The organism is Pseudomonas sp. AC229 (genome assembly GCF_979254655.1).
Map to the genome: position 1 here is coordinate 149,369 of NZ_CEEDHK010000001.1, position 13,085 is coordinate 162,453.

The window sequence follows — 13,085 nt, forward strand, 5'->3', positions numbered from 1 at the left end:
CCACGGTGTTGCAGATCGTCTTGCCCGCGCGACATTAGAGCAACCCCTCCAACCAAGGCGTGATCGTTGCAAACGCCTCGTTAAAGGTGCGGTCCAGTTGCAGCGGCGTAATCGACACGTAGCCTTGCACCACCGCATGGAAGTCGGTGCCGGGGCCGCCGTCTTCCGCGTCACCCGACACCGAAATCCAATAGCCTTCCTTGCCGCGCGGGTTAACCACCTTCACCGGCGCTGCGGCTTGGGCGCGATGGCCCAGGCGCGTCAGCTGAATGCCGCGAATGTGGTCCAGCGGCAAGTTGGGAATGTTCACGTTGAGCACGGTACGCGGCGGCAAATCGAGTTTGTCTCGCGCTTCCACCAAACGGCGGGCGATGTACGCAGCGGCCGGCAGGTTGTCGGTTTGCCGGGAAACCAAAGAAAAGGCGAAGGCTGGGCAGCCGATAAAACGCCCTTCGAGCGCGGCCGCCACGGTGCCGGAATACAACACGTCGTCGCCCAGGTTGGCGCCCAGGTTAATGCCGGAAACCACCATGTCTGGCAGCTCGGGCAACAAGCCGTTGAGGCCCAGGTGCACGCAGTCAGTTGGCGTTCCGTTGATGCTGATGAAACCGTTGGGCAATACCATCGGGTGCAGCGGACGATCGAGTGTCAACGAGCTGCTGGCGCCGCTCTTGTCCGTGTCGGGGGCAATTACCACGCACTCGGCGTAATCCGCCAGCGCGCCATGCAGCGCGGCGAGGCCGGGAGCCATCACCCCATCGTCGTTTGAAATCAGAATACGCATGAGTTGTCCGTCTGCCCTGCCGGCAACAACTCGACGATTTCACGCACCACAGCGGTGGCGAAGCATCCAGCCGGCAAGACGAATTCCAGTTGCAGAATGTCAGGCTCGGGATAATGCCACGTCAAACCGCCGATGGGGAGGCGCAGGATACGCCGTTCGTGAGCCATGCCCGCAGAGATTAACCAGTCGCACAACGCCGCCTCTTTTGCCGCGACCGCTTGCTCGATTTCATGGGTCGCACCGGCGGAAGGCGACACCCCTTCGCCCCACAACGGGCCGGTGGGATGCAGATCGAGAATGGCCAGACGCGGGTCGCTGCACTCGGCCTCACCGGCCGGGAAGAAACTGCGGCTGTCAGTAAAGGCCAGCAAGTCGCCGACCTGCGCACGCTGCCAGCTGCCGTCGGCGACACGTGCGGCCAACACCTGATTGAACACGTAACTGCGCGCCGCCGAGAGCAAACGCGAGCGCACATTGCGCGCGTCCGGCAGCTCGCCGCGACTGGCGAAATCGCGGGCCTGCACCACATTGCCGCCCTGATAGGCGAAGCGTTGCTCACCGAAATAGTTCGGCACGCCATGGGCTTTGATTTGTTCCAGCCGCGCGTCGAGGGTCGCGCTGTCGCCTTGCAGTTGGGTCAGGCGCAAGGTGAAACCGTTGGCCGAGTGGGCGCCGCGTTGCAGCTTGCGTTTGTGCCGTGCGGTTTTGACGATGATCAGGCTGTCGCTTTGCGCGGCGGAAAAATCCGGGTCGGCCTTGCCTGGCAGGTGCAGGCTGAACCATTGACGGGTCAGGGCCTGCCGGTCTTTGAGCCCGGCGTAGCTGATCATGCGCAACGGCACGCCAGCAGCTTTAGCCAGGCGGCGCGCGGCGTCTTCAGTATTCAGACCGCGTTTTTCCACCCACAGCCACAAGTGTTCGCCTTCGCCAGCGAGCGGGATGTCGAGCACTTCGTCGACTTGAAAATCTTCGGCAGTGGCCTTGAGCACCGCGCGCCCGGCCGCTTCACCATAGGCACGAGGGCCGAGCAATTCGAGTTCGTTCATTGCGCTACCAACAGGGCGACCGCGTGTACGGCGATGCCCTCTTCACGGCCGGTAAACCCGAGTTTTTCTTCGGTGGTGGCTTTGACGTTGACCTGATCCAGCGCGACCTCAAGGTCAGCAGCGATGGCGGCGCGCATGGTTTCGATATGCGGTGCCATTTTTGGCGTCTGGGCAACGATGGTGGCGTCGACGTTGCCGACTTTCCAACCCTTGGCCTTGATCAGCCCGACCACATGACGCAGCAACACTCGACTGTCGGCGCCTTTGAAGTTCGGGTCGGTATCGGGGAAATGTTTGCCGATATCGCCAAGCGCCGCAGCGCCCAACAAGGCATCGCTCAAGGCATGCAGCAGTACGTCGCCATCGGAATGGGCAAGCAGTCCGAACTTGTGAGGAATCTTCACGCCACCCAGGGTAATAAAGGTGCCGTCGCAAAAGCGGTGAACATCGTAGCCGTGGCCGATACGCATGAGCCGAGGGGTCCTGGGAAAAGTCGCGAGTTTACCCGAAGGACCCCGTGAGCGCCGCTGGCACTTGAAACAGGTAGCGCAAAAGCATCGAGGCTGAAGCCTCTCCTACATGAGAACCGCGATTCTTGTAGGAGAGGCTTCAGCCTCGATCGGGCAATCGGGGTCTCAGCCCCTGTGCTACTTCAACGCCGCCGCATGATGGCGCAAGTGGTCATCAATAAAGCTGGCGATAAAGTAATAGCTGTGGTCATACCCCGGCTGCATCCGCAGGGTCAGCGGATGGCCCGCCGCCTTGGCTGCTGCTTCCAGCGCCTGAGGCTTGAGTTGCCCTTCGAGGAAATCGTCGCGGTCGCCTTGGTCCACCAGAATCGGCAGCTTTTCGCTGGCATCAGCGATCAACACGCTGGCGTCCCATTCACGCCAACGGGAACGGTCGGCACCCAGATAATTGCCCAGGGCTTTCTCGCCCCACGGGCAGTTCAGCGGGTTGGCAATCGGCGCGAACGCCGACACCGACTGATAACGCCCCGGATTTTTCAGCGCACAGATCAACGCGCCGTGGCCGCCCATGGAGTGGCCGCTGATGCCGCGTTTGTCAGAAACCGGGAAGTTGGCTTCGATCAGCTCGGGCAATTCCTGCACCACATAGTCGTACATCCGATAGTGGCGCGCCCACGGTTCCTGCGTGGCGTTGACGTAAAAGCCCGCACCCAGACCGAAGTCATAAGCGCCGGCTGCGTCGTCTGGCACACCTTCGCCGCGCGGACTGGTATCCGGCGCGACGATGATCAAGCCCAGCTCGGCCGCCAGGCGCTGGGCACCGGCTTTCTGCATAAAGTTTTCATCGGTGCAGGTCAGGCCGCTGAGCCAGTACAACACCGGCAGCTTGGCGCCCTGCTCGGCCTGCGGCGGCAGGTAGACGGCAAACACCATGTCGCAGTTGAGCGAGCTGGAGCGGTGGCGATAACGCTTGTGCCAGCCACCGAACGCTTTGTTGCTGGAAACGATTTCAAGGGTCATGGGAAAGCCCGCCCTGGGATCAGTAGTGGATAACGGTGCGAATGCTTTTGCCTTCGTGCATCAGGTCGAAGGCTTCGTTGATTTCGTCCAGCCCCATGGTGTGGGTGATGAAGGTATCCAACGGAATCTCGCCCTTCTGCGCTTTCTCCACGTAGCTCGGCAACTCGGTGCGGCCTTTGACGCCGCCGAATGCCGAACCGCGCCAGACGCGACCGGTAACGAGTTGGAACGGACGGGTGCTGATTTCCTGACCGGCACCGGCCACGCCGATGATCACCGACTCGCCCCAACCTTTGTGCGCGCATTCCAGCGCCGCGCGCATCAGTTGCACATTGCCGACGCATTCAAAGCTGTAATCCACGCCGCCATCGGTGAGTTCGACGATCACGTCCTGAATCGGCTTGTCGTAGTCCTTCGGATTGACGAAGTCGGTGGCGCCCAATTCGCGGGCCACGTCGAATTTGGCCGGGTTGATGTCGATGGCGATGATGCGCGAAGCCTTGGCCATTTTTGCACCGATGATCGCCGCCAGGCCGATGCCGCCCAAGCCGAAGATGGCCACGGTGGCGCCCTCTTCCACTTTTGCGGTGTTCAATACGGCGCCGATGCCGGTGGTGACGCCACAGCCCAGCAGGCAGACTTTTTCCAGCGGCGCTTCTTTCGGAATGACCGCCAGCGACACTTCCGGCAGCACGGTGTACTCGGAAAAGGTCGAACAGCCCATGTAGTGGTAAATCGGCTGGCCTTGGTAAGAGAAGCGGCTGGTGCCATCGGGCATCAGGCCCTTGCCTTGAGTAGCGCGCACCGAGCTGCACAGGTTGGTTTTGCCGGATTTGCAGAATTTGCATTCGCGGCATTCGGCGGTGTACAGCGGAATCACGTGATCGCCGACTTTTACCGAGGTCACGCCCTCGCCAACGGCTTCAACAATGCCGCCGCCTTCGTGGCCGAGAATGGCTGGGAACACGCCCTCGGAGTCAGCGCCCGACAGGGTGTACGCGTCGGTATGGCACACCCCGGTGGCGACAATGCGCACCAGCACTTCGCCGGCCTTCGGCGCTTCGACGTCGACTTCGACAATTTTCAACGGCTCGTTCGGGGCAAAGGCTACGGCAGCACGGGACTTGATCATGGTCGCTCTCCAGCAGGTTTAAGCAGTGGCGCAAAGTGTAGTCCACAGTGCTTACCGTAAATAATCGCGGAGTTAGCAAAACATTATTGCCATTGAGGGATAATCGCGGCATTTGGGGACACTGGACGGAGCGCGTCATGAACAGTTGGGAAGGGCTGGACGAGTTTGTCGCGGTGGCCGAGTGCGGGCAGTTCACCGCAGCGGCTCAGCGGCTGGGGCTGTCGTCTTCGCAAGTCAGTCGGCAGATCGCTCGCCTCGAAGAAAGCCTGCAAACGCGCCTGTTCTACCGCAGCACCCGGCGCGTAGCGCTGACCGAAGCGGGGCAAACGTTTCTGCAGCATTGCCAGCGCCTGCAAGATGCCCGCGAAGAAGCGCTGCGCGCGGTCGGCGACTTGGGCAGCGAGCCGAAAGGCTTGCTGCGCATGACCTGCGCGGTAGCCTACGGCGAGCGCTTTATAGTGCCGCTGGTGACGCAATTCATGAGCCGCCATCCGCAGTTGAAAGTGGACATCGAACTGAGCAACCGCACCCTCGACATGGTGCAGGACGGCCTCGACCTGGCGATTCGCCTGGGGCGCCTGCAAGACTCACGACTGGTGGCCACGCGCCTGGCGCCGCGCCGCATGTACCTGTGCGCGGCGCCCAGCTATGTGCAGCGTTATGGGCGGCCGCACAGCCTGTCGGAGCTCAACCAGCACAACTGCCTGATCGGCAGCAGCGACAGTTGGAGTTTTCAGCAGGAAGGCCGCGAAGTGTCGCAGCGCGTGCACGGCAACTGGCGCTGCAACAGCGGGCAGGCGGTGCTGGATGCGGCGCTGCAAGGATTGGGGTTGTGCCAGTTGCCGGACTATTACGTGCAGGAGCACTTGCGCAGCGGTGCGCTGGTGTCATTGCTGGAGAAGCATCAGGCGCCGAATACCGCGGTGTGGGCGTTGTATCCGCAGCAGCGGCATTTGTCGCCGAAGGTGAGGCAGTTGGTGGATCACCTGAAGGCGGGGTTGGGGCATTTGGGGTGAGCAACTGAACTGTCTTTTTTTGTGGGAGCGGCTTTAGCCGCGATGCTTGTGATTTGAAAAGCATCGCGGCTAAAGCCGCTCCTAAAGGACCTCGATCGGGGCCGTTAGCGCTTATGCGCCCAGCGCTGACGCAGCCACTCAAGGTCTTCCGGCCGTGTCACTTTGAGGTTATCCGCCCGCCCTTCAACCAAGCGCGGCGCTTGCCCGGCCCATTCGATAGCCGAGGCTTCGTCGGTGACCCGAACGCCAGAAACCAGCGCATCCGCCAGCACGCGGTGCAATGTGCCGAGGCGGAACATTTGCGGGGTGAAGGCCTGCCAGATCACCGAGCGGTCGACCGTCTCGGCCACGCGGCCATCGGCACCGGCACGTTTCAAGGTGTCGCGCGCTGGCACGGCCAGCAAGCCGCCGACCTCGTCGTTTGCCAGTTCGGCGAGCAGCAGGTCGAGGTCGTAGCGCGACAGGTTCGGCCGCGCGGCGTCGTGCACCAGCACCCAGTCGTTTTCACCGGCGCCCAGTTCGGCCAATCGGATAAGGCCGTTGAGCACCGAGCCGGCACGCTCGGCGCCGCCATCGGCACGTTGGATGCGTTCGTTGCTGGCGTAGGGCAGCGTCGGCCAATAAGCATCGTCCACCGACAAACTCACCACTAAGCCGCGCAATTGCGGGTGGTCGAGGAAGCAGTCGAGGGTATGTTCGAGAATGGTTTTACCAGCCAGTTGCAGATACTGCTTGGGCCGGTCGGCGAGCATTCGGGCGCCGACGCCTGCGGCCGGGATCAAAGCCCAGAAGGCAGGCAAAGCAGGCGAGGTCATTCGGTTAGCTGATAGAGGGTTTCGCCCTCTTTGACCATGCCCAGTTCGTGACGGGCACGTTCTTCCACGGTTTCCATACCTTTCTTCAGCTCCATGACTTCAGCTTCGAGGATACGGTTACGTTCCAGCAGGTTTTCGTTTTCGCCCTTTTGTTCGGCGATTTGTCGCTGCAAGTCGGTGACCTGCGCAAAGCTGCCCTCGCCCACCCACAAGCGGTACTGCAGACCTGCCAGCACAAGGATCAGAACGACGAATAACCAGTAAGGGCTACGCAAAATAACTATCTCAATGAAAAGGGCAGCTCGCGCTGCCCCTTTTTACCATCCGCGAATTAACCGCGGAACTCGGCACGACCACGGTACGGTGCTTTTGCGCCCAACTGCTCTTCGATACGCAGCAGTTGGTTGTACTTCGACACGCGGTCGGAGCGGCACAGCGAGCCGGTTTTGATCTGGCCGGCAGCAGTGCCCACGGCCAGGTCGGCGATGGTGCTGTCTTCGGTTTCGCCCGAACGGTGCGAGATCACGGCGGTGTAACCGGCAGCCTTGGCCATTTGAATGGCTTCCAGGGTTTCGGTCAGGGTGCCGATCTGGTTGAACTTGATGAGGATCGAGTTGGCGATCGACTTGTCGATGCCTTCTTTGAGGATCTTGGTGTTGGTGACGAACAGATCGTCGCCGACCAGTTGGACTTTGTCGCCGATCTTATCGGTCAACACTTTCCAGCCGTCCCAGTCCGACTCGTCCATGCCGTCTTCGATGGAGATGATCGGGTAACGCTGGGTCAGGCCAGCCAGGTAGTCAGCGAAACCGGCGGCGTCGAACACTTTGCCTTCGCCGGCCAGGTCGTATTTGCCGCCTTCGAAGAACTCGCTCGAAGCGCAGTCCAGGGCCAGGGTCACGTCGGTGCCCAGCTTGTAACCGGCATTGGCAACGGCTTCGGCGATGGCAGCCAGCGCGTCTTCGTTGGAAGCCAGGTTCGGTGCGAAACCGCCTTCGTCACCCACCGAAGTGCTCAGGCCGCGCGCTTTCAGGACGGCTTTGAGGTGGTGGAAAATTTCAGTGCCCATGCGCAGGCCATCGGCGAAGGTTTTCGCGCCAACCGGCTGAACCATAAATTCCTGGATGTCGACGTTGTTATCCGCGTGCTCGCCGCCGTTGATGATGTTCATCATCGGCACCGGCATGGAGTAAACGCCGGGGGTGCCGTTGAGGTTGGCGATGTGGGCGTACAGCGGCAGGTCTTGGTCTTGTGCGGCAGCTTTGGCAGCGGCCAGCGACACAGCGAGGATGGCGTTGGCGCCCAGGCTGGCTTTGTTTTCGGTGGCGTCGAGGGCGATCATCGCCTGGTCGAGAGCCTTCTGATCAACCGGGTCCTTGCCCAGCAGCAACGAGCGGATCGGGCCATTGATGTTGGCCACAGCTTTCAACACGCCTTTGCCCATGTAACGGCTCTTGTCGCCATCACGCAGTTCCAGCGCTTCGCGCGAACCGGTGGAAGCGCCCGAGGGTGCGCACGCGCTGCCGACGATGCCGTTGTCGAGAATGACGTCCGCTTCGACGGTCGGGTTGCCACGGGAGTCGAGAACTTCACGACCTTTGATGTCGACGATCTTTGCCATTGTTGTTAACACTCCAAAATTTGACGAAAACGGCGCTGCAGAGAGGTTGATGCAGGCTGCCTGGAACAAAACCAGCCCGCTCGACGACTCTCTGACTCACGGGTCAGAGCTCGCCCGAGCGGCACTTTACCGAAGATTCCTGCGCTTAGGCAGTCTCAATCGGCGGGAAGCTCTTGACCAGATCATCCAGCGCTTTGAGCTGGGTAAGGAACGGCTCCAGCTTGTCCAGACGCAAGGCGCACGGACCGTCGCACTTGGCGTTGTCCGGGTCCGGGTGGGCTTCGAGGAACAAGCCCGCCAGGCCCTGACTCATGCCCGCTTTGGCGAGGTCGGTTACTTGCGCACGACGACCGCCTGCCGAATCGGAGCGCCCGCCCGGCATTTGCAGAGCGTGGGTCACGTCAAAGAACACCGGGTATTCGAACGACTTCATGATGCCGAAGCCGAGCATGTCTACCACGAGGTTGTTGTAGCCAAAACTGGAACCGCGTTCGCACAGGATCAACTGGTCATTCCCGGCTTCGACGCATTTGGCCAGGATATGTTTCATTTCTTGCGGAGCGAGGAACTGGGCTTTCTTGATGTTGATGATCGCGCCGGTCTTGGCCATGGCCACGACGAGGTCGGTTTGACGCGACAGGAAAGCGGGCAACTGAATGATGTCGCACACGGCAGCGACTGGCGCCGCTTGCTCGGGCTCGTGCACGTCGGTGATGACCGGCACGCCGAAGGTCTTCTTCACTTCTTCGAAAATCTTCATGCCCTCTTCCAGGCCTGGGCCACGGAAGGAGCTGACGGAGGAGCGGTTGGCTTTGTCGAAGCTGGCTTTGAATACATAAGGGATGCCGAGCTTTTCGGTAACCCGTACGTACTCTTCACAGGCCTTCATGGCCAGGTCGCGCGACTCTAGAACGTTGATACCGCCGAACAGCACGAAGGGTTTGTCGTTGGCGATTTCGATGGCGCCAACTTTGACGACTTTCTGGGTCATGCCTTTCTCGCTTTCTGCGCCAGTGCGGCGTTAACGAAACCACTGAACAATGGGTGACCATCGCGCGGAGTGGAGGTGAACTCGGGGTGGAATTGGCAGGCCACGAACCACGGGTGATCCGGCGCTTCAACCACTTCCACCAGCGCGCCGTCAGCGGAGCGACCGGTAATTTTCAAGCCGGCGTCCTGCAGTTGCGGCAGCAGGTTGTTGTTCACTTCGTAGCGGTGACGGTGACGCTCGACGATGGTTTCTTTGGCGTAGCAGTCGAATACTTTCGAGCCCGCTTCCAGATGGCAGTCTTGCGCGCCGAGGCGCATGGTGCCGCCCAGGTCGGAGGCTTCGGTGCGAATTTCCACACCGCCGCCGGCGTCTTCCCACTCGGTGATCAAACCCACGACCGGATAGCCGCTGACCTTGTCGAATTCGGTGGAGTTGGCGTCGGTCCAGCCCAGCACGTTACGGGCGAACTCGATAACAGCCACTTGCATGCCGAGGCAGATGCCCAGGTACGGAATCTTGTTTTCACGAGCGTATTGCACCGTGGTGATCTTGCCTTCCACGCCGCGCAGACCGAAGCCGCCGGGCACCAGAATGGCGTCCACGCCTTCAAGCAGGCCGGTGCCTTTTTGCTCGATGTCTTCAGAGTCGATGTAGCGCAGATTGACCTTGGTGCGGTTCTGGATGCCGGCATGGCTCATCGCTTCAATCAGCGATTTGTAAGCGTCCAGCAGCTCCATGTACTTACCGACCATGGCGATGTTGACTTCTTTTTCCGGGTTGAGCTTGGCGTCGACGACGCGCTCCCACTCGGACAAATCGGCACCGCCGCATTCCAGGCCAAAACGCTCGACCACGAAATCGTCCAGGCCCTGGGCGTGCAACACGGAAGGAATTTTATAGATGGTGTCGACGTCTTCCAGACCGATTACCGCGCGCTCTTCCACGTTGGTGAACAGGGCGATTTTGCGGCGCGAAGACACGTCGATCGGGTGGTCGGAACGGCAGATCAGCACGTCTGGCTGCAGGCCGATGGAGCGCAGCTCTTTTACCGAATGCTGAGTCGGCTTGGTTTTGGTTTCGCCAGCCGTGGCGATGTACGGCACCAGCGTCAGGTGCATGAGCATGGCGCGCTTGGCGCCCACTTCCACGCGCAGTTGGCGAATGGCTTCGAGGAACGGTTGGGACTCGATGTCGCCAACGGTACCGCCGATTTCCACCATGGCCACGTCGGCATCGCCAGCACCCTTGATGATGCGGCGTTTGATTTCGTCGGTGATGTGCGGAATGACCTGAATGGTCGCACCCAAGTAATCACCACGGCGCTCTTTGCGCAGCACGTCTTCGTAGACGCGGCCGGTGGTGAAGTTGTTGCCCTTGGTCATGGTGGTGCGGATGAACCGCTCGTAGTGGCCCAGGTCGAGGTCGGTCTCGGCACCGTCGTGAGTGACGAACACTTCACCGTGCTGGAACGGGCTCATCGTGCCCGGATCGACGTTGATATAAGGGTCCAGTTTGAGCATCGTGACCTTCAGGCCCCGCGCCTCCAGGATAGCCGCCAATGAAGCCGAGGCGATGCCTTTCCCCAATGAAGAAACAACACCGCCCGTGACGAATATGTAGCGCGTCATGAAAAACCCTAGAAGTCTGCGTTTAGGCGGTTTGCGCCGCCGGGGAAAGCTGAAGGAGGGCTGCTGCCCACCATTACCAGCAAAGCCTGTTGGCCGTGCCTTGAAAATTGATAGCCGTGCAGAGAACCGGAAGGCCTGCGCATTAGCTGTATGAGACGGGAGCGTAGTCTACCGGAACTACCCTTTCAGCTCAAACGTTGGTCATTCGTCGGTGGCTGCCAGTGCAATCGCAAGCCAGCGTCAGCAGGGCCGCGGATTGCAGACAGGTTTGCCACCGCCAGAAGCTCGTCGCCGCGATACAACAAGGGCAATCGCTTGCGCACAAATGTCGGCATGGCGTGTTCGTTGAGCAGCCGTTTGAGGTCGCGATGCCCCCGGCCTGGCACATTCATCACTTCGCCGCCCTGGCGATAACAAACGCGCAACGGACCCTGCGGCGCCTCGCCCTCAATGTGCAGCTCGCCATTGCCGGGCAAGGCCAACGGCTGGCCGGGATGCGTCCACTCGGGTGCCGGCTCGGGTGCCGCGAGCCAACTGCCCGCGAGCCACCACAGCCGCCCGCCACTGCGATGCAGCTCGCCATCGGCTAAACGCCACACTGGTTTCGCATCGCCCGCCGCGTCGCGCAGGTCGTTCCAACCGGCCCAATGCTCGCTGTCTGGCAGCAGCGTCAGCGGCGCGAGCCAATGGCGCAGCGCGTTGCGTTGGCGCTCGGGGGAAAGGCCGAGCAGCGGCTGCAATTCAAGCGACGGCACGTTCAGCCACGGCAGCGGATTGGCGCTTTGCGCAGGGGCGAGATCGAGCGCGGCCAGGTCATCCAACAGCCCCTGCGCCTCGCGCAAATGCGCAGCCGTACGCGCCATGGTCTGCGCCGCTTGCGGCCAGTGCACGGCGAGTTGGGGAAAGACTTGATGACGCAGATGATTGCGGGCAAAACCGGTGTCGCCATTGCTGGGATCCTCCACCCATCGCAGGCCATGCTCGAGCGCGTACGCCAACAGGTCGGCGCGCGAGCAATCCAGCAACGGCCGCACGACCACACCGGCCGCCAACGGCCGACTTGGCGGAATGCCCGCCAGGCCGCGCACCCCGGCGCCGCGCAACAAGCGGAACAGCAGCGTTTCAGCCTGATCATCACGGTGCTGCGCCGTCAGCAGTACCTCGCCCTGCCGCAGTACTTGGGCGAATGCCTGGTACCGCGCTTCGCGCGCTGCGCGCTCGACGCTCGCGCCAGCAGCAACGTGCACATTAACCACCCGCAACGGCACGCCCAGACCATCGCACAGCTGTTGGCAATGGGCCGGCCACGCGTCGGCCGCAGCCTGAAGGCCGTGATGAATATGAAGGACAGAGAGAGGCGGCAGGCGCTCGGTTTTCCCGAGCGTAGCCAGAAGATGGAGCAACACGGTGGAATCAAGCCCACCGGACAAAGCCACATGCCAGGCCGGTGCGCTGCGCCAGGGTGCCAGACCCGCTAGCAACCTGGCGTGAAGCTTCACCTTAGACGCCGTAGCTCATCAGGCGCTCGTAACGGCGGGTCAGCAACCCATCGATATCGAACTTTTGCAGCGATTGAAGCTGCTCGCTCAGGGCCGCCCGGATCGATTCAGCAGCAACGGCCGGGGCCGCATGTGCGCCACCCAACGGCTCGTCGATCACTTTGTCGACGATGCCCAGGCCTCGCAGGCGCTCAGCCGTAATGCCCATGGCCTCGGCAGCGTCCGGCGCTTTCTCGGCGGTTTTCCACAAAATGGACGCGCAGCCTTCTGGCGAGATCACCGCGTAGGTGGAGTACTGCAGCATGTTCAGTTGGTCGCATACGCCAATGGCCAATGCACCACCGGAACCGCCTTCGCCAATAACGGTGGCGATGATCGGGGTTTTCAGCCGCGCCATCACGCGCAGGTTCCAGGCAATTGCCTCACTCTGGCCGCGCTCTTCCGCGTCGATACCTGGATAGGCGCCGGGCGTGTCGATAAAGGTCAGGATCGGCATTTTGAAACGCTCAGCCATCTCCATCAGACGACAAGCTTTGCGGTACCCCTCAGGACGCGGCATACCGAAGTTACGGCGAACCTTCTCACGCACTTCGCGGCCTTTCTGGTGACCGATGACCATCACCGGCTGGTCATTCAAACGCGCTACGCCGCCGACGATGGCCGGGTCGTCGGAGAAGTGACGGTCGCCGTGCAGTTCGTCGAACTCGGTGAAGATATGTTCGATGTAGTCGAGCGTATAAGGTCGACGGGGATGGCGGGCCAGCTTGGCGATTTGCCAACTGGTGAGGCTGCCGAAAATGCTGGCGGTCAGCGTGTTGCTCTTGTCTTGCAGACGGGCAATTTCATCGCTGATGTTCAGCGAGTTGTCGTTACCGACCAGGCGCAGCTCTTCGATCTTTGCTTGGAGATCGGCAATCGGCTGTTCGAAATCGAGAAAATTCGGGTTCATAGTCATCCGTCTTGCGCCTGGCCAGGGGCCGGCGGCTGAGTCCGTTGAGCGCCTTACCTTACGGGAACAGGCGCATTCAGGTCGAGAGTAAAAATGGCGCTCGGCGCCGCTCGC

The 13,085-nt window shown here is 61.3% G+C and carries 13 protein-coding genes; 1 reads left to right on the forward strand and 12 read right to left on the reverse strand.

Annotated elements, in window-relative coordinates; genetic code table 11:
• Positions 1 to 34: 34 nt before the first annotated feature.
• The 5 genes from surE to AC0IW7_RS00630 all read right to left on the reverse strand — a co-directional run bounded on the left by surE (position 35) and on the right by AC0IW7_RS00630 (position 4,452).
• Positions 35 to 784 (reverse strand): 5'/3'-nucleotidase SurE, encoded by a 750-nt coding sequence (gene surE, locus AC0IW7_RS00610; protein ID WP_471815355.1) that lies wholly within the window; start codon positions 782 to 784, stop codon positions 35 to 37.
• Positions 772 to 1,830 carry a tRNA pseudouridine(13) synthase TruD gene (gene truD, locus AC0IW7_RS00615; protein ID WP_471815356.1) on the reverse strand — a complete coding sequence of 353 codons (1,059 nt, stop codon included), beginning with the start codon at positions 1,828 to 1,830 and terminating at the stop codon, positions 772 to 774. The genes surE and truD overlap by 13 nt, the downstream gene beginning before the upstream one ends.
• Positions 1,827 to 2,300: a 2-C-methyl-D-erythritol 2,4-cyclodiphosphate synthase gene (gene ispF / locus AC0IW7_RS00620; RefSeq protein WP_471815357.1), complete on the reverse strand. Its 474-nt coding sequence runs from the start codon at positions 2,298 to 2,300 to the stop codon at positions 1,827 to 1,829. The genes truD and ispF overlap by 4 nt, the downstream gene beginning before the upstream one ends.
• A gap of 177 nt (positions 2,301 to 2,477) precedes the next feature.
• Positions 2,478 to 3,320 (reverse strand): S-formylglutathione hydrolase, encoded by an 843-nt coding sequence (gene fghA / locus AC0IW7_RS00625; protein ID WP_122494062.1) that lies wholly within the window; start codon positions 3,318 to 3,320, stop codon positions 2,478 to 2,480.
• Positions 3,321 to 3,339: 19 nt separating this feature from the next.
• Positions 3,340 to 4,452, reverse strand: a complete 1,113-nt coding sequence (locus tag AC0IW7_RS00630; protein WP_122452619.1) for an S-(hydroxymethyl)glutathione dehydrogenase/class III alcohol dehydrogenase — start codon at positions 4,450 to 4,452, stop codon at positions 3,340 to 3,342.
• A 137-nt stretch (positions 4,453 to 4,589) separates the two neighbouring features.
• On the opposite strand from AC0IW7_RS00630, the gene AC0IW7_RS00635 reads away from it, so the two are divergent.
• Positions 4,590 to 5,468: a LysR family transcriptional regulator gene (locus AC0IW7_RS00635; RefSeq protein WP_471815358.1), complete on the forward strand. Its 879-nt coding sequence runs from the start codon at positions 4,590 to 4,592 to the stop codon at positions 5,466 to 5,468.
• A gap of 104 nt (positions 5,469 to 5,572) precedes the next feature.
• Here the strand turns inward: AC0IW7_RS00635 and ispD are convergent, their stop codons facing one another.
• From ispD to AC0IW7_RS00670, 7 genes are all read right to left on the reverse strand, one after another.
• The gene (gene ispD, locus AC0IW7_RS00640; RefSeq protein WP_471815359.1) at positions 5,573 to 6,283 is read right to left on the reverse strand and encodes a 2-C-methyl-D-erythritol 4-phosphate cytidylyltransferase; all 711 of its coding nucleotides are present in this window, start codon (positions 6,281 to 6,283) and stop codon (positions 5,573 to 5,575) included.
• Positions 6,280 to 6,558 (reverse strand): cell division protein FtsB, encoded by a 279-nt coding sequence (gene ftsB / locus AC0IW7_RS00645; RefSeq protein WP_122452616.1) that lies wholly within the window; start codon positions 6,556 to 6,558, stop codon positions 6,280 to 6,282. Before ftsB ends, ispD begins: the two co-directional genes overlap by 4 nt.
• A 56-nt stretch (positions 6,559 to 6,614) precedes the next feature.
• A complete protein-coding gene (gene eno / locus AC0IW7_RS00650; protein WP_471815360.1) occupies positions 6,615 to 7,904 on the reverse strand; it encodes a phosphopyruvate hydratase in 1,290 nt (429 codons plus the stop codon).
• 145 nt (positions 7,905 to 8,049) lie between these two features.
• Positions 8,050 to 8,895 carry a 3-deoxy-8-phosphooctulonate synthase gene (gene kdsA / locus AC0IW7_RS00655; RefSeq protein ID WP_122452614.1) on the reverse strand — a complete coding sequence of 282 codons (846 nt, stop codon included), beginning with the start codon at positions 8,893 to 8,895 and terminating at the stop codon, positions 8,050 to 8,052.
• Complete coding sequence (locus AC0IW7_RS00660) at positions 8,892 to 10,523, reverse strand: CTP synthase (protein ID WP_471815361.1); 1,632 nt, start codon at positions 10,521 to 10,523, stop codon at positions 8,892 to 8,894. The genes kdsA and AC0IW7_RS00660 overlap by 4 nt, the downstream gene beginning before the upstream one ends.
• A gap of 185 nt (positions 10,524 to 10,708) precedes the next feature.
• Positions 10,709 to 12,022, reverse strand: coding sequence for a tRNA lysidine(34) synthetase TilS (gene tilS / locus AC0IW7_RS00665; protein WP_471815362.1), 1,314 nt, complete (start codon positions 12,020 to 12,022; stop codon positions 10,709 to 10,711).
• Between the two features lies 1 nt (position 12,023).
• A complete protein-coding gene (locus AC0IW7_RS00670; RefSeq protein WP_463542232.1) occupies positions 12,024 to 12,971 on the reverse strand; it encodes an acetyl-CoA carboxylase carboxyltransferase subunit alpha in 948 nt (315 codons plus the stop codon).
• Between the last annotated feature and the right edge of the window lie 114 nt (positions 12,972 to 13,085).